The sequence below is a fragment of the Pseudomonas savastanoi genome, assembly GCF_020917325.1.
Lineage (GTDB): Bacteria > Pseudomonadota > Gammaproteobacteria > Pseudomonadales > Pseudomonadaceae > Aquipseudomonas > Aquipseudomonas amygdali.
Genome location: NZ_CP076652.1, coordinates 3,805,389 through 3,827,962, shown reverse-complemented (window position 1 = coordinate 3,827,962; position 22,574 = coordinate 3,805,389). Strand labels below are relative to the sequence as shown.

The following is a 22,574-nucleotide window of genomic DNA, read 5'->3' as shown; positions in this document are numbered from 1 at the left end:
CAGAAGCGTCAGGGAGTCACTTCGTACCAGCCCAGAAACATGTTCAGCGCCGACTCGACCACATCACTCTGCTCCTGAGGGTTGAGCAGTGCGGCATTGAAGGTCACCTGTGGCCAGAATGCGAACGACTTGAGCAGCGCGTGCATCTGCGTCGCCGCAAAACCGGGGTCGACCGGCTTCAGACGACCGCCTTTCTGGGCTGCCCGGATCCACGCGCTGAAGGTTTCTTCGCGCTCATTGATACGGGCCATCCACACTTGAGCGCGCTCGGGTGAGTGAATGGTCGCGCCCACCACGACACGCGCCAGGTCGAGAAAATTACTGTTGGTGAGGTTGCGCATCTTGCCCCACAGCAGGTCTCGAAGTTGCTCGCGCAGACTGACATTGGGGTGATAAATCACTTCCGATTGTGGCGGAGCACAGTTCCACAGACGCTGCAGCATCTCGGCGAACAGTTCTTCCTTGCTGGGGAAATGGTTGTAGACCGTGCGTTTGGACACCTCGGCCCGAGCAGCGATGCGGTCCATGCTGGTGACCTCGAAACCACGATCGCCAAATTCGGCAATAGCTGCCTGGACGATGGATTCGCGTTTCTGATCGGTGAGGCGCATGGGTGCGGTCATAGGTTCGCTTCAAACGGACGTTTAGAGAAAGTTACACTCAGCAGTTTACTTGTCGCCAAGGATCATGCAAGCTTAAAACTACACCGTGTAGTGTAAAACACTGTTACATATTTTTCATCGCGCATCCTGCAACGGGATCACGTACAAAGTATGCACGGCTGGAGCCTCAACCTGTCCCCAGGAGTCAGCAAACCATGGCCTCGACACATCAGAAAAAGGATGCTTCTTCACTGCCTGTCCTGTCCCGTCATGAGGGGCGATATCGGAACCACGCGACGATGAAACCGGCGAGTCTGCTGCGAACACTCCGCATTTTCTGGGATCAGGCATTCAATAAGCCCAAGGATACGCGCCCCGCAGGCGAAATTCCGGTACAGCCGCTGTCGCGTCAGCAGTTGCTGGCAGCGCCGAACAACACGGTGTACCGCCTCGGGCATTCGACGGTCCTGCTCAAATTGCGCGATCAGTTCTGGTTGACCGACCCCGTGTTTGCCGAGCGCGCGTCGCCGGTGCAGTGGGCAGGGCCGCAGCGCTTTCACCAGCCGCCGATCAGCCTCGAAGAGTTGCCGCCGATCAAGGCGGTGATCCTTTCGCACAACCACTACGACCATCTGGATCGTATGGCGATCAAGGCGCTGACCGACAAGACCGAGCATTTTCTGGCACCGCTTGGTGTGGGCGATACGCTGATTGAATGGGGCGTACCCGCGCACAAGGTCCGCCAACTGGACTGGTGGCAGTCCACCGAAGTGGCGGGCATCGAGTTTGTCGCTACGCCGTCGCAGCATTTTTCCGGGCGTACGCTGCTCGACAGCAACCGCACCCTGTGGGCGTCCTGGGTGATGATCGACGGCGATCAGCGGATCTTTTTCAGTGGCGACAGCGGCTACTTTGATGGCTTCAAGACCATCGGCGAGCAATACGGGCCGTTTGATCTGACGTTGATGGAAACCGGGGCCTATAACGTCGAATGGCCGCATGTGCACATGCAACCCGAGCAGACGCTGCAGGCACATCTGGACCTGCGTGGTCGCTGGTTGCTGCCGATTCACAACGGCACCTTCGACCTGTCGATGCACGCCTGGCACGAACCGTTCGATCGTATCCTGGCGCTGGCCTGGGAGCAGAATGTCTCGATCACCACGCCGATGATGGGCCAGCCGTTTTATGTGCAATACCCGTGTCGCGGTTTGACATGGTGGCTGGGCGTCGATGAAGTTGCCGAGCCTGAACCCGAGCCCGAGCAGCACGGCCGCGTAACGAACTGCAAATGCCCTCGGCAGAATGCCTGAAACTGCCCGCGCCATTGCTGAACTGATTTTTAAATAGCAGCACCCAGATTTTGATTTGTCATATGAGCACGCGCCCGGCCTAATCCTGACCATCAAAAGTGATGGTGACGGTATGCAGGTGCGTAGCTCGGCGGTTCGGAATATGGGGTTGATGGTCAGTATCGTACTGGTGGCGCTAAACCTGCGCCCATCGATGGCTGCGGTCGGTCCGTTGCTTGCGGCGATTCGTCTTGAGGTGCCGCTGGGCTTCGGGATGGCGTCGTTACTGACCATGCTGCCGATCATGGCCATGGGGCTGGCGATGTTTTTCGGCATCGGCATTGCGCGTTACCTGGGGACGCATCGCAGCATCCTGCTTTCACTGGTGCTTATCGGCCTGGCAACCCTGGCGCGTCTGGTTCTCGATTCTGCTGCCGAACTGATTTTCAGCGCTGTGCTGGCGGGTCTCGGCATTGCCTTGATTCAGGCGCTGATGCCCGCATTGATCAAATCGCGTTTCAAGGTCAACGTCTCATTGTGCATGGGCCTGTATGTGACTGCGATCATGGGCGGAGCGGCTCTGGCCGCATCATTCAGCCCATTGGTGATGAGCAGCAGCGGCAGCTGGCGTGTCGGTCTGGCGGTGTGGTCGCTTCTGGCGCTGTTGGCAGTGTGCTTCTGGTTCGCCCAGCGGCGCGTGTTGCAGGTCGACGCTTCAGGCGCTGCCGGGCCCCGGCAGGCTTTTTCCCACATGCCTCGGGCCTGGATGCTGGGAGTTTTCTTTGGCCTCGGTACTGCGTCCTATACCTGCGTGCTGGCCTGGCTTGCGCCGTATTATCTGGAGAACGGCTGGAGCGAGCAGGATGCCGGGCTGTTGCTGGGCTTTTTGACCCTGATGGAGGTCGTATCGGGTCTGCTGGTTCCGGCGCTGGCCAACCGCAGTCGCGATAAACGCGTGGCGCTGGCGGTGCTGCTGGTGTTGATGATGATCGGTTTTACCGGGCTGATTCTGCTGCCGCAGCGGCTGGGCCTGCTGTGGACCTGCTTGCTGGGCTTGGGTATCGGCGGTTTGTTTCCGATGAGCCTGATTGTGTCGATGGACCATGCCGATGATCCTCGGCAGGCAGGCGGCCTGACCGCATTCGTGCAGGGCGTGGGTTACCTGATTGCCAGCCTGTCGCCGCTGTTTGCCGGAATAATCCGCGACCTGACGGGCAGCTTTGCAGGCGCATGGTGGTCACTGATAGCGTTGGTCGCGATCATGCTGTTGATGGTGGTGCGGCTCGATCCCCGACGCTATGCTGAGCACCTGCGCAGCGCCGGCGTCAAACCGGTCATTATTGGCGAGGGGGCGGCATGATTGCATTTTGATGCTATCTTGTTCGCGTGGACCTGATCGTCCGGTCGCAGTGCCAGCGAGATGCCTCAATGCTCAACAGTAATGCCCTGAGAAAGCTGGACATGCAGGACCTGATGGTCTTTGTCTCGGTTTATGAACAGCGCAACCTGACCCTGGTCGCAGATGCGTTGCATGTCAGTCAGTCAACGGTCAGCTACTGCCTGAAAAAGCTGCGCGCCAACTTCGAAGACGATCTGTTTATCTGCACCCGCAATGGCATGCGTCCGACCCGCAAGGCATTGGCCATGCACACCCATGTGCAGCAGATTCTCGAGTCGGTCAACTTGTGTCACGACGGCCTGGGCCTGTTTGATCCGACCCGCATGCAAACCACCTTCACGGTATGTGCCCCCGAGTATTTCGAGCTGCTGGTATTGCCGCACTTGATGCGCGACTTTGTCGCCGCTGGTTTTTCGGTAACGGTCAATGTGCAGAAGCTTGAGAAGCAGTTGCCCGCCGAGCAATTGAACGACGGTCGTTTTGACCTCGCCCTGTGCTTCGGACCGGGCTTTCACCGAGTCCCGGACAGCTTGGTTTCACAAGTGTTGCTTGAAGATGATCTGGTCTGCGTCATGGACGCCCGGTTCGCGCCGCTCAGCGCCCTGATCGACATTCAGACCTTCATCGGGCATCGCCATGTGTACCCGACGCCATGGACGTCCGACACCAACATGGTCGATGGCTGGCTGCAACGGCAGGGGCTGGAGCGCAACATTGTCGCGCGCGCGAACAGTTACCGCGCGGCGTTGCAATTGCTCGAGGGCACAGATTTCATTCTGGTGCTGCCAAGGCGCATTCAGACCCTGCTGGGCAATGAGCCATGGATTGCCGTGTTCGAGCTGCCGCCGGATCTGCCTGGTTTCAGTCTGGACATGCTGTGGAGCGCTCAGGCCGATCAGGACGAGGCCAGTGGCTGGCTGCGTGAGCAAGTCGTGAAGGTCTGCGCCGAGCGCGGTCTGCTCTGACGCGTGGTCAGTTGCCAGACTTGTCTTTCTGCGGGTCTGGCGAAGTACCAGGCCGCGGTTGCTCGCCCTGTTGATTGAGCTGTTTGTTCTTCTCGCCCACTTTACCGGCGTTTTCCGGTTTGTGATCGAGGTCTTCGCGTTTGGATTCATCTGCCATGACCGTACTCCAGATTATTGGGCTATCTGTTGGTTGGTCACTGAAGGTTCTGCAAGATTCGATTTATATGACACGCGGTCCGGAGCAGTCTTTTTCGGCCCCGAACCGCAAAAACGTGTCAGCTCAGCAGGGTCAATACGTCTTTGGCAGCCTGTGCGGAGCTGGCCGGGTTTTGTCCGGTGACCAGCTTGCCGTCGGTCAGTACGTAGACGCTCCAGTCATCGCCCTTGGAGTAGTCACCGCCCAGTTCCTTGAGCGTGTCTTCAACCAGGAAAGGCACGACATTGGTCAGGCCAACGGCCTCTTCTTCGCCATTGGTGAAGCCGGTGACGCGGCGGCCCTTGACCAGCGGCTGACCGTCCGACGCTTTTACGCGGCGCAGCACGCCCGGCGCATGACACACCAGACCATGAGGCTTGTCTGCCTTGGCGAATGCTTCTATCAGGGCGATCGAGTGCTTGTCTTCGGCCAGATCCCACAGCGGACCGTGGCCGCCAGGGTAGAACACTGCATCGAAATCCGCAGCGTTTATGCCCGACAGAAGGCCAGTATTGGCCAGCACTTTCTGGGCATCGGCATCTTTGGCGAAACGCTCGGTTTCCGGGGTTTGTGCATCAGGCTCGTCGCTTTTCGGGTCTAGCGGCGGCTGACCGCCAGCAGGCGATACCAACGTGACCTCGGCACCAGCATCCTTGAACACATAGTAGGGCGCTGCGAACTCTTCGAGCCAGAAGCCGGTTTTCTTGCCGGTGTCGCCCAGTTGGTCATGGGATGTCAAAACCATCAGGATTTTCATATTCGTGCTCTTCATTGAAGGGTTGAGAGTGTGTAGACACACAAAAGCCTGAAGGGTTGTCAGAATATTTTACGACCATAACGTTTCAAGGCCGGACTTCAACGTTGTGGGTACGTCAAAGCCCGGCCTTGCTTCAGCCGCTGATCATTGCCCTGCAGTTCATTGCTCTTTGCTGAGGTCCACCAGCGGCTCTTTGCGCACCTCAGTCTCGCGACCGTCCTGAATGCTCTTGACCTGGCCAAGCGCCTTGTCGACCGCGCCCTTGTCAGCCAGCAGGCTGTAGCTGATCTGGAACTGACGTTGCTCTTTGGGCGCAATGGTCGGTACCAGATTCAGCGGACGCTGGAAGCGGCGGTTGTAGGAGAAGCTGGTGCCCGGTTCCAGTCCGGTCACGTAACCCTGGCCTTTGGTGTCAGTGTTTTTCCACAGTGAGAACACCGGCAATTGCCTGGTATTGAAACCGACCGACACACCCAGGCTGCCTGCCTTGTTGTGCAGCACGGTCAGCGTATCGCCCTTGGCATCGCCATAAGGCACGACGTTGTAGACCGTTTCGTCATAATCCGGCGTCGGTGCACGGTAGGTCTGCCAGTCGCCCAGATCACCCTTGGCCTTCTCGTTGAACGGTGAAACCTGCTTGACCGGTGCTTCGAAGCGCGCCCCTTGCTCAAGGAACGGTGTGCTGAAGTTGCTGTGGTACAGCGCCTGGTATTCCTTCGGATAATCGCCATTGTTGGTCAGCGTATCGTTGAGCGAAAAGCTCGTGCTGCCTGGCTCGGTGACCAGTTCGGTCTGCACCGAAAAGTCGACCTTCTTGAACGCCTGCTCCTTCAGCTCACCCTTGAGGCGGATCGCATAAGGCGGCTTTTCGTCGATCTGCAGCGTCACTTTGCTGGCCGGAATGTTGGCAGCGCGGCCGTGCAGGGTCAGCAGTTCGCCATTGTCCATGCCCGGGTGACCCACCCACTCGTAGCCGCAACGGGTCACCAGTTCGTTGAAACCCTCCAGCCAGCCCAACCCGCCGCGGCCATTGAGTTCGATGAAGGCCGGATTGACCACATCCTTGACCGGCGAATCCCAACCCATGCGTACATCACCCACCGATGCCTGCAGCACGTTCATGCCGCGGGTAGGTACCACCGAAAGCTTCATTGTGCCGTTATCGATATCGATGATGCTCACGCCTTCCTGACGACCGCCGTGCAGGGTTCGCATCGTGACAGTGAACGGCTTGTCGGTCTTGACGCCCAGTTGCTGACTGGTGATCTGCTGATTCTGCGCAGCCTTGTCGGTGTCGAGCAGCACGTAGTCCCAGGCAAACACACTGGAAGCGGCTGTGAGGGCGCCGAGGCCTACGAGCAGGGGAAGGGATTTCATGGTGGTGGTCCTTCTGTAATTATTGGAATTATGGTGCTGCCTATCGTTTGAGCAGCTATTTAACGCCTAGTTAATCGATTCAGCAATGGGCCGATTCCAGACAAAGTGCTTTTCAATCAACATGGCACTGAAGACGCAGAGTGCGACGTTATCGAAGTAACTCGCCGAGGGACGAAAAGGTGACCTGAGTCGAGCCCCAATTCACCTTACACCACAGAACCGGCATGTGACGCGGAGCGTCACGAACTGCATTCCTACGCGGAGCGTTGGAACGATGGTCAGTGGTGTCTGAGTTGGTTTTAGCCGAACTGCCCTGAAGCGCTTTTTTTGACCGCGATGGCACTGACGACGCAGAGTGTGACGTTAGTGACGGCTGAGTCCTGGCGCTGATCCGGGGGTAGCCTGGCAGGACGCCAGGCTAGCCGCACCGGACCATGGATGGTCCGTTGCGGCGACCCCCGGATCAGTGCCAGGGCGAAGGAACCCGACGAAGTCGGGCCGGAAACAGGAGCGAGGGGTTTTGCCTACTTTGGCCCCATCAAAGTAGGTCGCCGAGGGGCGAAAAGGTGACCTGAGCCGAACCTCAATCCACCTGAAATAACAGAACCGCCGTGTGACGCAGAGCGTCACGAACTGCATTCCCACGCGGAGCGTTGGAACGATGGTCAGTGGTGTCTGAGTCGGTTTTAGCCAAACTGCCTTGAAGCGCTTTTTTTGACCGCGATGGCACTGACGACGCAGAGTGCGACGTTAGTGACGGCTGAGTCCTGGCGCTGATCCGGGGGTAGCCTGGCAGGACGCCAGGCTAGCCGCACCGGACCATGGATGGTCCGTTGCGGCGACCCCCGGATCAGTGCCAGGGCGAAGGAACCCGACGAAGTCGGGCCGGAAACAGGAGCGAGGGGATTTGCCTACTTTGGCCCCATCAAAGTAGGTCGCCGAGGGGCGAAAAGGTGACCTGAGCCGAACCTCAATCCACCTGAAATAACAGAACCGCGGTGTGACGCAGAGCGTCACGAACTGCATTCCTACGCGGAGCGTTGGAACGATGGTCAGTGGTGTCTGAGTCGGTTTTAGCCAAACTGCCCTGAAGCGCTTTTTTTTGACCGCGATGGCACTGACGACGCAGAGTGCGACGTTAGTGACGGCTGAGTCCTGGCGCTGATCCGGGGGTAGCCTGGCAGGACGCCAGGCTAGCCGCACCGGACCATGGATGGTCCGTTGCGGCGACCCCCGAATCAGTGTCAGGGCGAAGGAACCCGACGAAGTCGGGCCGGAAACAGGAGCGAGGGGGTTTACCTACTTTGGCCCCATCAAAGTAGGTCGCCGAGGGGCGAAAAGGTGACCTGAGCCGAACCTCAATCCACCTGAAATAACAGAACCGCGGTGTGACGCAGAGCGTCACGAACTGCATTCCTACGCGGAGCGTTGGAACGATGGTCAGTGGTGTCTGAGTCGGTTTTAGCCAAACTGCCCTGAAGCGCTTTTTTTTTACCGCGATGGCACTGACGACGCAGAGTGCGACGTTAGTGACGGCTGAGTCCTGGCGCTGATCCGGGGGTAGCCTGGCAGGACGCCAGGCTAGCCGCACCGGACCATGGATGGTCCGTTGCGGCGACCCCCGAATCAGTGTCAGGGCGAAGGAACCCGACGAAGTCGGGCCGGAAACAGGAGCGAGGGGATTTGCCTACTTTGGCCCCATCAAAGTAGGTCGCCGAGGGGCGAAAAGGTGACCTGAGTCGAACCTCAATCCACCTCAAGCCGCAGAACCGCCGTGTGACGCAGAGCGTCACGAACTGCATTCCCACGCGGAGCGTGAGGAACGAGAGGTGCCTCTGCCAAACGTGTAGTGACCCAAGTGCGCATGGGCCCGCAACGCTGTATTGACCGACGCCCGTTTTCGAACCTGCGGTACCCAGCCATTAATACCGGGGGCGTTGCAGGAACGGTCATTGAGACTCAGGTGACTGAGCCCGAACCTGATCGGCCGCCTCACCCAACAACCGCTCGATCTGCGCATGCTCCCAGCCACTGAGCAAACTGACCGGGTCGGTACGCAGCCAGCTTTCGAACGAGCCTTCCCGACCTAGCGGGCAGCAACATGCACGACAGCGAGTCGGGCTGCCATCGGTTATTTCCAGCGTCAGCAGCCAGCCATCGATGTCGACCTGTTGCAGCCCGGAGCCGGAGGGTGCACCGACAAGCTTCAGCGACCGTGTGCCCATCGCAGCATCCCGCATTTGCTGATACACCTCACGAGTCGTCAGAGCTTTCACAGGCTTCACCCAATTCCATTTTGCTGAGTAAAGCACGATTCCTGAATCATGCAGGATGAGATAACGGTCAGCTCAACGGTCTTTCAAGATGTCGACGCCGCGCCGAACAGGCTTTCGATCTCGGGCCGGGTCTGATTGATGGCGCCCAACTGACGGATCAACTCGGCCTGCCTGCTGCCACGTATGCCTGCGGTGGTCATGACTGCGTCGCGCACGTAGGTATAGACACCGCTGACGCCAAACGGAGTGATGTAACGCACGTGCTCGCTGATGCCTTGAGTGATGGCCTTGAAGTGCTCGCTGGCGTAATAGGTTCGACGGGCCCAGGCCGATTCGAACACCAGTTCCATCATGATGATGTTCAGGCGTGATTCCTCGACCTTGTGATCAACATCAGGCGCAGGCGGTGCCGGCTGGGCGTTGTCGTAGGGCTGCGCGAGGTGCAGGCGCAGTTTGAGTACGGCATCGGCAGCGGCCATTTCACTGGCGAGCTTTTCAATGGCCTTGCGGGCGGCGGGCAGGTCATCGCTGGCGAGATGGAAATGCAGGTGCATTTTGTCCAGCGTGGCTGTTTCATTGGGGATCGGATCGGGCAGTCGGTCCACCAGTGTGCTGGAGCCATCCGGCACGTCGTAAGCAATGGTTTGCTCAAACATGTTCTGCTCGTCGGAGAACAGCAGAGCGCTGGCATCCTTGAATTGTTGCTGACTTTCGGCGGATAGAAAGCCGATCTCCACACCGCCATCCAGCACGTAGCCCGGCAGTGGCGTGACGCCTTCGATCAGCGGCCACAAATGACCATCCTTTTCACGCGTCAAGTGATGCTGCACATACCAGCCAAGGCCCTCAAGCCTCGCGCACAGAGGGCCGTGAACATCGCGCCAGTAGGTGGCGAACAGGTCATGGGGAACGCCGTTCCTGCGCAACACCGTGGTATACGAATTTATAACGATGTTTTCATCGCGAGCGCCGTAGTTACCGGAAAATTCTGAGGTATGCATGAGTGCTCTCTGTCCTGAAGATGTTTCTCTCAGGCGCTTCGTCCGCGAGGTTAGTTCAAGGCAAATTACCGGCGGACACATTGGCTCGAAGCGATGCACGGCGAGACGAACAGATGCCCCCGGTAGGCGCCTGCCAGAGTACGTGCCGACACCACCGACCACATCAGTGCCAGCAGCGCGACGAGCCCGGTACCAAACACGTCGAAAAAGCTCAGGTGCAGGGTAGCGCCGAGTTTGAGCGTCGCCAGCGCATACACGCCGAGCGGGAAGGTAAATGCCCACCAGCCCAGATTGAATTCGATACCCTGCTTGAAGTAACGCGCGGTGATCAATACCGCCAGCGCCATCCACCACAGCCCCAGCCCCCAGAACAGCGTACCGACCATCACACCGATTCCAGCCACCACCGTGCCGAGCGACGCCAGGCCGTGGGCGGCAAAGATGGCCGGGGCCTCGTTGCCCATCACCAGCATGCCCAATGCGCCTGTGCCGATAGGGCCGAGTGCCAGCCAGCTCGACGCCGCCATGCTTTCATGAGGCAGTTTGTGCAATGCCAGACGCAACAGCAGAATCACCAGAATGCTCAATGCCACCGGTACCGAGTAGGCCCACAACACGTAGCTGGTGATCAGCACGGTGAACTGCGAATCAGCGGCTGCGAGGTGCGGGGTCAGCAGTCCGCCGCAGGCTGCTGCAACTTCTGCTGCCACCACGGGCAACAGCCAGACAGCGGTCATCTTCTCGATACTGTGTTCCTGACGGGTAAACATCATGAACGGAATCAGCACGCCACACGCCAGGGCCATTGCTACATCCAGCCACCACAATGCTTCGGCCAGCGGCACGATGGCAGTACCCCAGCGCGCCGGACCATACACCAGCAGGCCGCTGATGACAGTTGCCAGCCCCATGGGAATGGTGCCGAAGAACATCGATACGGTGGAGTGCCCGAACACCTGACGCGCCTCGTCGAAAAACAGCAGCCAGCGGCTGGCATACATGACGCTGAAGAGGGCGAACAGGCCTATGTTCAGGAACCATAACGCTTCACCCAGCGGGCGCAATGCAGCAATGTCCCCCGGCAGTTGCGCCAGCGCCAGTGACAAAATTCCGGTGCCCATGGTCACTGCGAACCAGTTGGGGGTGAACTGTCGAACGGCCTCCAGCGGGCTCGTCAGCGCTGCGAGAGGCGCGTTGCCCTTGTTGATAATAGCGAACCTGCTCATGGCCGTATCCTGCTGCTGAATGGGGAACAGGTTTCAGTCTACGCAGTCACAGAAAATCTTATAAACGGGTAATCTATCTTCTTGTTACCTGATTTTCAGGTAGGTTTGCCCGGCTACGGAGTTCAGTCTTGAGACTCAACCTGCGTCAATTACAGATTTTTTGCGCAATCACCCGCTGTGGCAGTACCACCAGCGCGGGTCATGCCTTGTCTTTGTCCCAGTCGGCTACCAGTGCGGCATTGAACGAGCTGGAAAGTGCGCTGGGCACCCGGCTGTTCGACCGGGTGGGCAAGCGGCTGGTCCTCAACGATAACGGCCAGACATTGCTGCCACGTGCCATGAAGATGCTGGAAAACGCCCAGCAGATCGAAGACAGCTTTCTATTGCCGGGCGCGACCTTGAATGCTCGCCTGCGAATCGGCAGTAGCAGCACCATTGGCAATTACGTCGTGCCGCAGATAGTCGGCGCACTGCGCAGTTCGACGCCTCTGCTGCGAGTCGATGTGGACATCGGCAACAGCACACTGATTGCTCGCAAGGTCGCGCAGTTTGAAATCGATATGGGCCTCATCGAGGCACCGTGCCATCTGCCAGAGCTGATCGCTGAGCCGTGGCTGGTCGATGAAATGGTCATTGTTGCCGGCAGCGCTCATCCGTTGGCGCGGCAACAGCAGGTTTCACTGGGGGAGCTGCAAAACGCTGAATGGCTGTTGCGTGAGCAGGGTTCGGGGACCCGGGAGGAGGTCGAGCACTTGTTGCTCAGGCATTTGCACGATCTGCAGGACATGCGCCAGGTAGGCAGTTCGGAAGCGATAATGCGCACCCTTGCTCAAGGCATTGGCATCAGTTGTCTGTCCCGGCGTATCGTCGCCGATCTGCTGCTGAGCGGGCAGTTGCGCACACTCGCCAGCCCCGCTGCCGCCGCTCAATCGTCGGTTCTTCATGACACTCACCGCGACAAGTTCGTCTCACCGAGCCTGGAGCGGTTCAGGGAGGCCTGTCGGCAGTCTGCCGATCAGGCAGGCACGTTGCGCCATGGTTTGAGCCACAACGCCAGCCCGAGCAGCAGCAAAGCGCCGTAAACACAGCTCAGGCCCAATTGCAGCCAGGTGTCGTGAAGCGGGTGCAGGAGCAGGGCGGCGAAGATCATCAGCAGGCTGGCCAGCAGCCAGTGACTGCGCCACGGCAAAACGCCGAGCAACGCCTGACGGCGCATCAGCAGCACGCCTGTGACCAGCGCGCCGCCCAGCGCCGCGATGGCGATACCGGTCAGTCCGAAGACAAAGGGCAGCGTCGCCAGCAGCAGCGCGTTACACAGACTGCCGATCAACTCGCAGTTGAGCGGCAGGCGAGTGTCACCGGCGGCGTAGGCGTAGCGCGCCAGCAAGGCGTTCCAGGCACCAAACATCAGCGGCACGGCAAACCAGGCCAGCAGCTCCGGTAGCGGACCCTCATGGCTCTGATTGGGCAGCAACAGGGTCACCAGCGCACCGGCCGCACCGATCAGCCCGGCTACGGCCGGCAGGGTCAGTAATGTGGCGCTGCCCAGCCCGCGTCTGAGTAGCGACAAACGCTGCTCGCCCGCGCTGCCGCTCATCAGCCCGAGCAGTACCTGGTTCAGGCTCATCAATGCAATAAGCGGCAGGTTGATCAGTTTACGCGCCAGATTGACCCAGGTTACCGCGCCTTCACCGAGCAACGACGCGACCATTCGCTCGAGCAAGGCAAGGCCCTGGCTGGCCAGGTTGCTGCTCAGCAGTGGACCGATGCGTTGCAGCAGTTCGCGCATGGCACCGGCTTCCGATTGCCACTGCCAGGGTCGCCATCCCGAACGATACAAGGCAGGCAACAACACGCCCGGCATCAGCACGCTGCCCAGTACGCACGCGCTGGCCAGCCCGGTCGACGTTGCGGCGTGGCTGAACGTGGCGAGGTAGATGACCGGCGGCAGGTTGAACAGCAGCGAGCCGAGCCCGGCCAGTACGAAGCGCGAACGGGCCTGCAAAGGTACGCAGAACAGCGCGTGAAGCATGAAGCCGGGTGCGCACCAGGCCAGCCAGCGCAGGCCGCTGGCTGCCTGTGCATAGCCGTCGGCGTCCAGCCCCGGACCGATAAGACGCACCAGAAACCCGGCACCGATCGCCAGCACTGCGCTCAATGCCACCCCGGTCAATAACAAACGCGGTGCCATGCCGCCCAGCCAGCGTTGTTGCCGGTCAGCCGGACGTTGCTGATAAAGGGGCAGGGCGGCAGCGCTGAGCAGCCCCGCGGCCAGTGACATGCGCAGCGCTTCGGGCAAAAACATCGAGACCAGAAAGGCATCGCTCTGACTGCCGGCACCCCAGGCTGCTACCAACAGCCATTCACGGGCAAAACCGGCTGCCAGGCCGGTGAGGGTGGCCAGTGTCAGCCAAAGTGTCGAGCCCAGCATCGCGCGCCCTGCCGATCAGTGAAACAGGGTGAACAGGCCTTTGCCGCCCACCTTGTAGTTGAGGCCGCGGGCGCGTTCACCCTTGACCTCGGCATTCGGCCCGCTGACGATCGCATAGGGCGCGACAGGTTTGGACACCACGCTGTTGCCGCCCACTACCGCGCCTTCGCCGATGTCTGCACCGAACGAGAGCAACGCGCGGCTGCAGATCCATGCGTAGTCACCGATAAACACCGGTCCGCCGACCGCCCAGAACTCGGGCTCGGCGAGGTCGTGCCCACCCGCGATAATCAGTACGTGTGAAGCGATGGTGACGTGATCGCCAATCACCAGCCCGCCACGGGCGTCAAGCTGGCAATGCCAGCCCACGGTGGTGTCGTTGCCGATGCGCAGGCTGTCGACACCCAGCACCTCGGTATTGCGCCACACAGTCGAACCCTTGCCGATTTTCGCACCGCCGATGCGTAACCACAGCAGACGCAAGGTATGGCTGGGGATCTTGCAGATCAGGATGTTGTAAGCCTGTTCCCAGGTCCGCAACATGCGGTCACGCAGGGTCGGCCAGTTGATTCCGTACAAAGGAATCAGCGCACCCAGGGTTTCGCTGGACAGCAGTTTGTAGAAGCGCCGCGCCAGCGGGTTTTCGATTCTTGGTTCGATATTCAAGTAGCAGATGAACGACAGGGTTCGATCCTTGATACGTGTTTCGAAGCACACTTCGTTGTCCAGCATCCACTGGTAGGCGGCTTCCAGCTCTTCGAGCGGCACCGCCATCTTGCGCGCGTAGTCGGGCAGTGCCTCTCTGAGATTATGAGAATGCATCATGCGGTGTTTCATGAGGAGGCTCCCGGCTCGGGTGAGGCGTCAGGGTGTTGAGGAGTCGTTTCGGCCCTGGCACGCAGGCGTCTGGTTTCGTGCAGGCTGATGCCGACAAATAGCCAGAACAAGGCAACCAGCACGCTGGTGAAACTGAAGTAGTGGTCAAACAGGCCGCTGAACAGTGCGGATAGAACACCCGTGGTGCAGCCCAGCGCAATGGCGTTTTCCCGAGTCAGCACTACCCGGTCGCTGCCTGGGCGAACTTCTTTCCACCAACTGATGGTCACGGCGATAAACAGCAACATGCCTGGCAGGCCGATCTTGTAGATGAAGTTCAGCCACAGGTTGGAAATGCCGAACTTTGTATAGCCCAGTACCGGTGGGTCGACCTTGAAGCCGATACCGAACGGGAAGGTGGCGACTGCGTCGGGAAAATTACTGTATTCCAGGAAGCGAATCGCGGTACTGGCGTCGTCGGAGGTGAACAACCCCATCAGTCGGTCCTGCAGCGGCGGGTAGAACGCCAGCAGGAAAATACCGGCGACCAGCCCGCCCATCAACAGCCGTCCCAGATGCGGAATGCGTCGCCTGGCCATCAACAGCATCACGGCGATCAGGCTCAGCAGCGCGCCGCGTGAGCCGGTCAGCAACAGACCGATGGCACCCAGTGCCGCCACCGTAAGGCCCAGCCTGCGCGCCGAGCCGGTGCGCGTCATGCCGAAGCAGAACGCCAGCGGCAGCAACATGGCCAGAGCACCGCCCGCCACGTTGGGGTGCATCCACGGCGAGCCCATGCGGCTGGCAAGCGAAAGCAGGCTCTCGCTCAAGATGTCTGCACCGCTGTAGCCCAGGCTACCGAGGATCGGGATGATGGCAGTTGCCGAGCCTTTGGTCACATACACCGTGATCGATAGCAATAACAGCAGCAAAGTCCCGCCGAGCAGCGCCATGACCGCCTTTTCCAGGGTCTTGAGGTCGGTCAGCAAGCGCGGTACCAGAAACAGGATAGACAGGTTGAACAGCCAGCGAACCCAGTTGATCGGGCCGTTGCCGTCGGCGACCACGGTCAACTGGCCGACCAGAAACGGGAACGCACTGAACAGCATCAATGCCACCAGCAGTTTTTCGGTGCTCAGCATTTTGGGCACCGTGTTGCGTTCCTGAAAGACTGCGTGCAGCAGGTAGCTGGCCCAGGTCAGCATGATCAGCGCTTCGGACACCGTAGTACGAACGCCAATCTGAATTGTAGAGTAGGGCAGGAAGGTCCCGATCAGGCAGAACAGCACGAGCCCGCGTACCGGGCGGCGAATGATGGTGGCCGCCGCCGCCAGACCGATTGCTGCCGCCACGACGAATTGTGCAGGCAGCATGCAGATCATCACACCGAATATCAGGCTGAACATCAGCCCCAGGGGTAAGGCCAGTGGCATCAGCGCAATTCCTCCAGCGTCGCGTGTACGCGTTCGCAAAAGGCTTTCAACTGATAGCGCTCTGTCCATTCCCTGGCAACTGCGGGATCTTCTTCGGGCGCATGCGACAACGTGCCCATCAGCCTGATCAGGTTGCCACTGTCGACAGGTGAAAAGCGCGGGCTGTCGGGTGGGGCGATTTCATCCAGCGAAGAGCCTGTGGCCACGGCAACCGGCGTGCCTGTGTTCAGTGCTTCGATCACCGGTAGCCCGAAGCCTTCGCTTCTGGACGGCTGCCAGAGTCGCTCGGCATTTTGGTAGACAGCATGCAGTTCGGCATCGCTGAGGCCGCTGAGCACGTGCAGGCCCGGTAACTGGCGCTGGGCTTCGGTCAGCGGATCGTCGCCACCGACCAGTACCAGTTCCGGGGTGTCGACAAATTGCATGCGTGCGGTCTGCCAGGCATCCACGAACCACTTGATGTTCTTGCGCGGTTCGCGTGTGCCCACGCACAGCCAGTAACGCAGGGGCAGTCGCAGTTGGCTGATATCAGCAGGTTCACCCTTGAAACCTTCTACCAGCAACGGCACCACGCGCAGCTTGCCTTTGACCCTGGGAAACAGGCGCGCGACTTCGTTGGCAGTGAATTGCGACGGCACCCAGATCTGGTCGGCCACTTTCAGCGACCAGGCAATCGACAGGTAGTCGGTCAGCCGGTAGATCCTGGCTTTCAGTCGCGAGCCGTGGCTGTTGTGTTCAGTGATCTGAAACAGATCGTGCAGTTGTAACACGTAGCGCATGTCAGCCGGTTTGCGCCCCAGCGGCAGGCCCATGTTGATGTTGGCGAAGTAGATCTGCACCCCGGCATCACGCAGGGCACCCGGCAGGAAAATGCCTTCGAAGCGCAAGCGATCCGGCAGGCGATGCACCGAGTCCAGCGGTGCGGCCCAGCGTGGGGTGTGCATCAAGCGGCGTACCGGATGATCGTAGGGTGCTACGCCGAACAGCTGCAATTGCACGTCCGGATGCTCACGAAACGCCTGTTCCAGCGCGAAATTCTGGCGACCGATGCCGCTGATGGGGTAACCGGCTGCCGCGCGGTAGTCGAGTCCTATACGCATGAGCGCGATCCTTGCTTGGGGAGCGAAAAGCGGGTGTAGATCACTTCCAGCTGGGCGGCCGAAACGGACCAGTCGTGCCGGGCACGCACATAAACGCGGCCGGCTTCGCCAATCTGGTCGAGCCGTAATGGTTTATCGGTGTATTCAACGATCAGCGTTGCCAGCCCGGACGCGTCTTCGCTGCCCAGGTAATGTTCGCCATTAGTGACCGACAACCCGGAAACGCCTTGCGCGGTGGTGACCACCGGCAGGCCGGCGGCCATGGCTTCCAGCGTCTTGAGCTTGGAGCCGCCGCCCTGGCGCAGGGGCGCGAAGAACATTGAGGCACTGGCCTGCAAGACGCGCAGGTCAGGTACGAAACCCAGCCATTCGATACGCGGGTCAGGCCAGCGTTCACGCCAGGCTTCAGGCAAACCGAAGCCGCCGATGGCAAAACGCACATCGGGTGCCTGAGCCCAGACCAGTGGCATGATTTCGTCCAGTGCCCACTCGATGGCATCTATATTGGGGCCGTATTCGTAGTTGCCGATGAACAGCAGGCGATGGCTGTTACGGTCCGCATGAACGCTGGCGTAGTAAGCGCAGTCGACACTGTTGACGACATAGGACGTGGCCCTGCCGCTCAAACGCGAAAGTACTTTGGCGTCGTCTTCGGTGACCGCGATCAACTCGCCGGTCTGGCGAAATACCCGGGTTTCCCAGCGCCGGTAGCGCCAGCGGTCGTACACGGCGAAGGCATTGGCCCAGCGTGGCAGACGGTCGTAACTGGCGGCGCCAAGGTCTGATTCAACATTATGTTCGGTCAGCACGAACGGTTTGCCCGAGCGCTTGAGTAGGCGTTCGAATGGCTGAAAGAAATAGGTGTGCTGCAACTGGATGATGTCCCAGTCCTCTTCAAGCAATTGCTCGAAGACTTTTTCCAGTTTCGGGGCGTAGCCGTTGACGCTGGCGAGCATCGGCGCAGGTGCAAACGCCACGGCCAGCAACGTGCGCAGGCTTAACAGCGGGCGTCGATCGATCACGATCAAGCGCTCCAGCCAGGGTTCCAGTGCCGAACGAGCGCTATCGTCCAGCGCGTTCTTGGACTGCACCAGCAGGGTGATGCGATGGCCGCGCGCTGCCAGATTGCGCAGCAAATGGTATTCCCGGGTTTTGCCGCCGCTGGTGGTAGGCCAGGGCAGGTAAGGGAGCGTCCATAGAATTCGCATACTCAGGGCTTCCATTCCAGAATTTGCAGAGTCGGCTTCAGCAGTAGGGTGACGCCCTGGCTGGCGGACAATGGGGTGCGGCTGCCACTCAGTGGGTCATGCACGACCGCGTCGGTGATGTTCGGGAAGTTCAACGAGGTGCCGGTCGCACTCCAGAACATCAGCAGATGAGTGCCATCTTCACGGGTCCACGGCACTGCGTACAGATCGTCCGGTACACGGCTCACTGCCGGCGGTTCGGCGGGTTGCAGTCGCGGGCCGGTGATCTTCAGAAAATTCTGCAGTGCGGTGTAGACCGGTTTGGGGCTGGCTTGCAGGTCAAGCAGGCCGTAACCCTGATCGCGGGCCGAGGCGCGCTCATCCAGATCGCTGAGATTGAACAGGAAGATGCGCTGGAAATCCATCGCACTCATCAGCGCCAGACGCCGCAGGGTATAGTCGGCCTGGCCTGAAGTGCCAATCAGATGTTGCATCTCGACCGGACCTGCATAGCTTGACCAGCCCCATTCAGTGGCCCACACCTGCTTGACGCCATTGCTGTGCAGCAACTGGTTCATGGCATTGGCGCGCACCAGAAAATCGCGGTCCGGTAGTGAATCGCCTTCGGGGTACTCGGAATATGGGTGGTATGCCGCCACGATATTCTGCTGGCCCAGGCCATTATCGAGCAGCGTCTGTAGCATGTAGCCAGAGGTACTGTGCATCTGACTGTAATAGGCCATGCCCGCAGTGACGATGGTCTTGTCCGGCAGGGCGGCGCGAATCGCGTTGGCAGTGGTGGTCAGCAGGCGTCCATAGGCGGTAGGGTCCTCCTTGGGCAGCCAGACAATGTTCGGCTCGTTCCAGACCTGCCAGTTGTTGACCTGCGGATAGCGCTGGGCCAGGGCGGTCATGCGTGCGGCAAATACGTTGAAATCCGTGGGCGGATACTGATCGCGGCTTTTCGCACCGGCCGACGCACTGCTGGCGAAAGGCGCCGAGCCCACCAGATAAGCCACCGTGTTGTAGTTGTGCGCCTTGATTGCAGCCATGGCGGCATCCAGCTCGGTCAGTGCGTAGTGATCCTTTTGCGGCTCGATCACCGGCCAGTGAATGGTCAGGCGCACCCAGTTGAGGCCCAGTTCGTCCAGGCGGCTCATCTGTTGTTGATAGATGTCAGGCGCAAAATACTGAAACTGCACATTGACGCCCAAAAAGTCCGCCCAGACCACCTCGCGAGGTGCCTTGAGGACCGTTGCCGCGTGGGCCGCGCCGCACATTGCTGCGCTGAGCAGTGCGCTCGCGACGATTTGCCGGAATCTGGATGGACGCTGCATGTCACTTCTCCTCGCACGCCTGGCGGAATACATCCCGAAAACGCTCTGCGGTGTGGCTCCAGACTCTGGCCTTGCCCATGTGCGAGGCATTTTCGGCCCATTGTTTGACCAGCTCCGGATCCGCGCAAGCTTGCGTCAGAGCCTTTGCCAGTCCGTCCACATCGCCTTGCGGATAGATCATGCCGTTGCCGTGCGAGACTTCTTCGGCAAACGAGCGTGCATCAGAAGTAATCACGCCCCTGCCACACGCCACCGCCCATGACAACGCGCCGCTGGTGCCGCGCAGCTTGCCGAGAATCTTCAGTTTGCTCGATTCGCGATAAGGCAGAACCATCACGTGATGAGCCTGGATTACCTGCGGGATCTGCTCGGCAGGCAGGTCCAGTTGCCAGTCGATCAGATCGACAAGGCCTAGCTGGCGGATGCGCAGGCGCAGTTGCTCCAGGTAGCTGCCGGACGGGCCGAAGGCCATTTCCGGCTCGCTGCCGCCTGCCAGGGTCAGGCGTACGGTCGACCGCAACGCAGGCTGTGCGGTGAAAACGCTGGCCAGCGCATCAAGCAGGTCTTCGATTCCCTTGCCGCGATAAATGAAGCCGAAATACAGCAGACGCAAGGGCTTCAAGGGTGGCAACGGGGCGGGAGCGATGGCGACGTTGCCGTGACTGATCACCGCCATCTGTGCGGTTTTCAGCCCCATGCGCTGACGCAGGCTCTGGCTGCCCGCCTGGGTCAGTGTCACCAGGCGGGTCATGTGCTGCGCCAATTGCCGTTCTTCACGCAGGCACAGCGGGTCGGCCAGCACCGTCGCCATTTCCGGCAGCGGTGAGCGCATGCCGCTGACAATCGATAAGGGCCAGGGCAGTTTCTCGCGCCGCCACACCAGTCGCTCGGGATCGTGCACTGTCGCGGTCAACGGCAGCTTCGGGAAGCGTCGACGCAAGGCTCGCAGGGCCTGAAACTCCGCCAGCCGTCCGCCGCCCAGTTCGGCATGGACCAGATCGATCTCGCTCCAGTCGGTTTCGGCAACACGCTGTTCTGCGGCACGTGGATCGTTGCCGACACCCAGCAGCGGTGTGCTGACCTGCAGGCCGATGCCTTCAAGCGCATGCCGCAGGTGCCCGGCATAATCGGCGATGCCGTTCTGCTCGGGTGGCAGCGGCGCTAGCAGGGCAATGCGCATCAGCCTCGGCTCCCGATCCGCTTGAGGAAGTTCAATACCTGCTCCGGCACCTCGAAACGACGGCGGTTGATAATGATGCCGTCGACTTTCTTGAATGCGGTATTGAGGTTATTCAAGGTGTCCTCAAGCATCGGCACGGTGGTGTCTTCGGCACGCACCACCAGCACGATCAGGTCAGCCTTGCGCAGCAGCACAAAGGCATCCTGATTGGCGGAAAGTGCCGAGGCGTTGATCAGCACGATTTCACCAGGACTGGCCGGGCCGCGGCCTTCGGTGCGGACCCGATGACCCTGCTCGGTCAGCAATGTGCTCAGCCGCTCGATCACGAACGACACGCCTGCGCCGAACTTGACCGAGGTGAAGCCGATGGTCAGGCCGCGCTCATCTACCTGATCGAGCGGCAAAATACCGTATACCCGGTGCAAATTGGAGGTGAAGGCTGCACTGCGCTCCTGAGCGCGCTCCAGGTCGGGCAGACTGGTCCAGACCGGGACGCCAAAGTTGCTCTCGATCTTGTCGCCGTCGTGGATGCGCTGGTCCAGCAGGTAGAAGAAGTACAGCGCCACGGCACCGACCACAATACTCAGCGGGAATGCCAGAAACAGCATCAGCAGGCTTTTCGGGAACACCCGGCTGGGGTTGAAGGTGGCGTCTTCGATGGTCGCGATATTGCTGATCTGGCTGTTGTCCAGCTCACGGTCAATACGCGATTTTTCCAGGCTGTCCTTGTACAGCGCATAGCTTTTCTCGGCCGCATCCAGTTCGTTCTGCAGGCGCGAAAGCTCCGGCTCCAGATTCAGTGCCTGCTGGCGGTCGCTTTCCAGCTGCGCGATCTGCGCATTTTGCTGAACGAGCTGGGTTTGCAGGCGCGCGTAGCTGGTCTGCTGATCGGCGTACACGTTCTGCATGCGGTTGTAGATGGGGTTGGGAGTGATGCTTTCAGAGCGCTGGACGGTGGCTTCCTGTTCCTTGAGCAGCTTCTTGAGGTTGTTGACCTCCTCATTGATCGCCCGGATTGGCGGCGCCTCTTCCTTGAACGAGCGGAGCATTTCCTGACGCTCCACTTCCTTGCCATTGATGCGGTTCTGCAAGTCCTGGCGATTGGGGTTCAACGCCAGTTCGCGACCTGCCGAGACTGTCTTGGGCTGCTCTGCCAACTGCTTTTTCAGCAGGTCCAGGCCGGCCTTGGTAGACGCAATGGAACGGGTTGTGTTGTTGCGCTCGGTACGCAGGTCGTTGAGCCCCTGCGAGGTATCCGCCAGGCGCTGGGAAATGCTCACTGCGCTCAACTGGTTCAGGTAATTCTGGATTTGCTTCTTGTACTCGATGATGTTCGCGCCGGTCGTTTTCACTTCCGATTCATAGAACGCGTACAGGCTGACCCGGCCCAGTGTCTTTGTGCGTTGCAACTGGTACTCGGTGATCCAGGTCCTGAGCACGGTCTGGGCGATGTCCGGGTCGTTCCAGGTAAATCTCAGCTCCATCACCGACGAGCCCGGTTCGTGGCTGACCTTGAAGTTTTTCTCCAGATCCTCGGCCAGGCGTTCGGCCTGCGAGCGATGCTCCACCAGACCGATAAATTGCAGAACGTTGCGTACGCCGTTGACGACTGCCCCGACGACTGCCTTGAGGCCGTTTTTCACCGACGCCAGAACGCCGGTTTCAGGCGGCACCATAGACAGCTCGGCGAGGTATTTTTCGGACACGGCACGCATGATCGGCCGCCCGCTGAGCATGCGCTCTTCGTCGAGCAGCGGATCACGCAGGCCGCTCGGTATAACGATAGCCTGACGGTCGGACAGCTCGATAGGCACAGTGCTGCTGTCACGGCCGGGCTTGACCAGCAGCAAAGCTGTGGACTCGTAGCGGTTGGGGAGCAGAAACGCGCCCAGAAGGATGATGACGAAGGTCGCCACCACGGTGATCCTGACTTCGCGCTTGAAAATGAACAGCAGGCGCAGCAGGTCGCGGAATGAGCGGATGTTGATCATGTCTGTTT

19 protein-coding genes are annotated in these 22,574 nt (G+C 60.0%); 4 read left to right on the top strand and 15 right to left on the bottom strand.

All coding sequences use genetic code 11. The features are described from left to right. Positions 1–8: 8 nt before the first annotated feature. Positions 9–623 (bottom strand): TetR/AcrR family transcriptional regulator, encoded by a 615-nt coding sequence (locus KP808_RS16040; protein ID WP_005754529.1) that lies wholly within the window; start codon positions 621–623, stop codon positions 9–11. Positions 624–817: 194 nt separating this feature from the next. On the opposite strand from KP808_RS16040, the gene KP808_RS16035 reads away from it, so the two are divergent. From KP808_RS16035 to KP808_RS16025, 3 genes are all read left to right on the top strand, one after another. Next, positions 818–1,915 (top strand): MBL fold metallo-hydrolase, encoded by a 1,098-nt coding sequence (locus tag KP808_RS16035; RefSeq protein WP_044323058.1) that lies wholly within the window; start codon positions 818–820, stop codon positions 1,913–1,915. 112 nt (positions 1,916–2,027) lie between these two features. Continuing rightward, a complete protein-coding gene (locus KP808_RS16030; RefSeq protein WP_058409064.1) occupies positions 2,028–3,254 on the top strand; it encodes a cyanate transporter in 1,227 nt (408 codons plus the stop codon). A gap of 68 nt (positions 3,255–3,322) precedes the next feature. Beyond that, entirely contained in the window at positions 3,323–4,258 is a 936-nt protein-coding gene (locus tag KP808_RS16025; protein WP_058409063.1) for a LysR family transcriptional regulator, read from the top strand. A 7-nt stretch (positions 4,259–4,265) separates the two neighbouring features. Here KP808_RS16025 and KP808_RS16020 read toward each other — a convergent pair whose 3' ends face one another. The 6 genes from KP808_RS16020 to KP808_RS15995 all read right to left on the bottom strand — a co-directional run bounded on the left by KP808_RS16020 (position 4,266) and on the right by KP808_RS15995 (position 11,091). Beyond that, positions 4,266–4,415, bottom strand: a complete 150-nt coding sequence (locus KP808_RS16020; protein WP_058428163.1) for a hypothetical protein — start codon at positions 4,413–4,415, stop codon at positions 4,266–4,268. 118 nt (positions 4,416–4,533) lie between these two features. Further along, entirely contained in the window at positions 4,534–5,211 is a 678-nt protein-coding gene (locus KP808_RS16015; protein ID WP_058409062.1) for a type 1 glutamine amidotransferase domain-containing protein, read from the bottom strand. 159 nt (positions 5,212–5,370) lie between these two features. Continuing rightward, on the bottom strand, positions 5,371–6,588 hold the full coding sequence (locus tag KP808_RS16010) for an aldose 1-epimerase family protein (protein ID WP_058400980.1): 1,218 nt from the start codon (positions 6,586–6,588) through the stop codon (positions 5,371–5,373). Between the two features lie 1,949 nt (positions 6,589–8,537). Next, positions 8,538–8,864 (bottom strand): DUF7693 family protein, encoded by a 327-nt coding sequence (locus KP808_RS16005; RefSeq protein WP_058401617.1) that lies wholly within the window; start codon positions 8,862–8,864, stop codon positions 8,538–8,540. Positions 8,865–8,947: 83 nt separating this feature from the next. Further along, entirely contained in the window at positions 8,948–9,865 is a 918-nt protein-coding gene (locus tag KP808_RS16000; protein ID WP_058401575.1) for a hypothetical protein, read from the bottom strand. Positions 9,866–9,930: 65 nt separating this feature from the next. Beyond that, positions 9,931–11,091: a TDT family transporter gene (locus KP808_RS15995; RefSeq protein WP_058401576.1), complete on the bottom strand. Its 1,161-nt coding sequence runs from the start codon at positions 11,089–11,091 to the stop codon at positions 9,931–9,933. Positions 11,092–11,219: 128 nt separating this feature from the next. Between KP808_RS15995 and KP808_RS15990 the strand changes: the two genes are divergently transcribed. After that, a complete protein-coding gene (locus tag KP808_RS15990; protein ID WP_230016474.1) occupies positions 11,220–12,173 on the top strand; it encodes a LysR family transcriptional regulator in 954 nt (317 codons plus the stop codon). Here the strand turns inward: KP808_RS15990 and KP808_RS15985 are convergent. The 8 genes from KP808_RS15985 to KP808_RS15950 are packed head-to-tail and all read right to left on the bottom strand — an operon-like array spanning position 12,107 to position 22,566. Further along, on the bottom strand, positions 12,107–13,522 hold the full coding sequence (locus tag KP808_RS15985; protein WP_058401577.1) for a lipid II flippase MurJ: 1,416 nt from the start codon (positions 13,520–13,522) through the stop codon (positions 12,107–12,109). The two genes, KP808_RS15990 and KP808_RS15985, sit on opposite strands and share 67 nt — an antisense overlap. Positions 13,523–13,537: 15 nt before the next feature. After that, the gene (locus KP808_RS15980; RefSeq protein ID WP_005732638.1) at positions 13,538–14,359 is read right to left on the bottom strand and encodes an acyltransferase; all 822 of its coding nucleotides are present in this window, start codon (positions 14,357–14,359) and stop codon (positions 13,538–13,540) included. Beyond that, a complete protein-coding gene (locus KP808_RS15975) occupies positions 14,356–15,771 on the bottom strand; it encodes an O-antigen ligase family protein (protein ID WP_058401578.1) in 1,416 nt (471 codons plus the stop codon). The genes KP808_RS15980 and KP808_RS15975 overlap by 4 nt, the downstream gene beginning before the upstream one ends. Next, positions 15,771–16,871: a glycosyltransferase family 4 protein gene (locus KP808_RS15970; RefSeq protein WP_058401579.1), complete on the bottom strand. Its 1,101-nt coding sequence runs from the start codon at positions 16,869–16,871 to the stop codon at positions 15,771–15,773. The genes KP808_RS15975 and KP808_RS15970 overlap by 1 nt, the downstream gene beginning before the upstream one ends. Continuing rightward, positions 16,862–18,079, bottom strand: coding sequence for a glycosyltransferase family 4 protein (locus KP808_RS15965; protein WP_058401580.1), 1,218 nt, complete (start codon positions 18,077–18,079; stop codon positions 16,862–16,864). The genes KP808_RS15970 and KP808_RS15965 overlap by 10 nt, the downstream gene beginning before the upstream one ends. Before the next feature lie 2 nt (positions 18,080–18,081). Further along, positions 18,082–19,395 (bottom strand): cellulase family glycosylhydrolase, encoded by a 1,314-nt coding sequence (locus KP808_RS15960; RefSeq protein ID WP_122258388.1) that lies wholly within the window; start codon positions 19,393–19,395, stop codon positions 18,082–18,084. A gap of 1 nt (position 19,396) precedes the next feature. Then, on the bottom strand, positions 19,397–20,575 hold the full coding sequence (locus KP808_RS15955) for a glycosyltransferase (protein WP_058401582.1): 1,179 nt from the start codon (positions 20,573–20,575) through the stop codon (positions 19,397–19,399). Next, positions 20,575–22,566 (bottom strand): GumC family protein, encoded by a 1,992-nt coding sequence (locus KP808_RS15950; protein WP_122281088.1) that lies wholly within the window; start codon positions 22,564–22,566, stop codon positions 20,575–20,577. The genes KP808_RS15955 and KP808_RS15950 overlap by 1 nt, the downstream gene beginning before the upstream one ends. Positions 22,567–22,574 lie beyond the last annotated feature (8 nt).

Excerpts from the sequence above, each read along its gene's own strand:
- KP808_RS16040 (WP_005754529.1), bottom strand. The coding sequence starts at position 623 with ATGACCGCACCCATGCGCCTCACCGATCAGAAACGCGAATCCATCGTC.
- KP808_RS16035 (WP_044323058.1), top strand. The coding sequence starts at position 818 with ATGGCCTCGACACATCAGAAAAAGGATGCTTCTTCACTGCCTGTCCTG.
- KP808_RS16030 (WP_058409064.1), top strand. The coding sequence starts at position 2,028 with ATGCAGGTGCGTAGCTCGGCGGTTCGGAATATGGGGTTGATGGTCAGT.
- KP808_RS16025 (WP_058409063.1), top strand. The coding sequence starts at position 3,323 with ATGCTCAACAGTAATGCCCTGAGAAAGCTGGACATGCAGGACCTGATG.
- KP808_RS16020 (WP_058428163.1), bottom strand. The coding sequence starts at position 4,415 with ATGGCAGATGAATCCAAACGCGAAGACCTCGATCACAAACCGGAAAAC.
- KP808_RS16015 (WP_058409062.1), bottom strand. The coding sequence starts at position 5,211 with ATGAAAATCCTGATGGTTTTGACATCCCATGACCAACTGGGCGACACC.
- KP808_RS16010 (WP_058400980.1), bottom strand. The coding sequence starts at position 6,588 with ATGAAATCCCTTCCCCTGCTCGTAGGCCTCGGCGCCCTCACAGCCGCT.
- KP808_RS16000 (WP_058401575.1), bottom strand. The coding sequence starts at position 9,865 with ATGCATACCTCAGAATTTTCCGGTAACTACGGCGCTCGCGATGAAAAC.
- KP808_RS15995 (WP_058401576.1), bottom strand. The coding sequence starts at position 11,091 with ATGAGCAGGTTCGCTATTATCAACAAGGGCAACGCGCCTCTCGCAGCG.
- KP808_RS15985 (WP_058401577.1), bottom strand. The coding sequence starts at position 13,522 with ATGCTGGGCTCGACACTTTGGCTGACACTGGCCACCCTCACCGGCCTG.
- KP808_RS15980 (WP_005732638.1), bottom strand. The coding sequence starts at position 14,359 with ATGAAACACCGCATGATGCATTCTCATAATCTCAGAGAGGCACTGCCC.
- KP808_RS15975 (WP_058401578.1), bottom strand. The coding sequence starts at position 15,771 with ATGCCACTGGCCTTACCCCTGGGGCTGATGTTCAGCCTGATATTCGGT.
- KP808_RS15970 (WP_058401579.1), bottom strand. The coding sequence starts at position 16,871 with ATGCGTATAGGACTCGACTACCGCGCGGCAGCCGGTTACCCCATCAGC.
- KP808_RS15965 (WP_058401580.1), bottom strand. The coding sequence starts at position 18,079 with ATGCGAATTCTATGGACGCTCCCTTACCTGCCCTGGCCTACCACCAGC.
- KP808_RS15960 (WP_122258388.1), bottom strand. The coding sequence starts at position 19,395 with ATGCAGCGTCCATCCAGATTCCGGCAAATCGTCGCGAGCGCACTGCTC.
- KP808_RS15955 (WP_058401582.1), bottom strand. The coding sequence starts at position 20,575 with ATGCGCATTGCCCTGCTAGCGCCGCTGCCACCCGAGCAGAACGGCATC.
- KP808_RS15950 (WP_122281088.1), bottom strand. The coding sequence starts at position 22,566 with ATGATCAACATCCGCTCATTCCGCGACCTGCTGCGCCTGCTGTTCATT.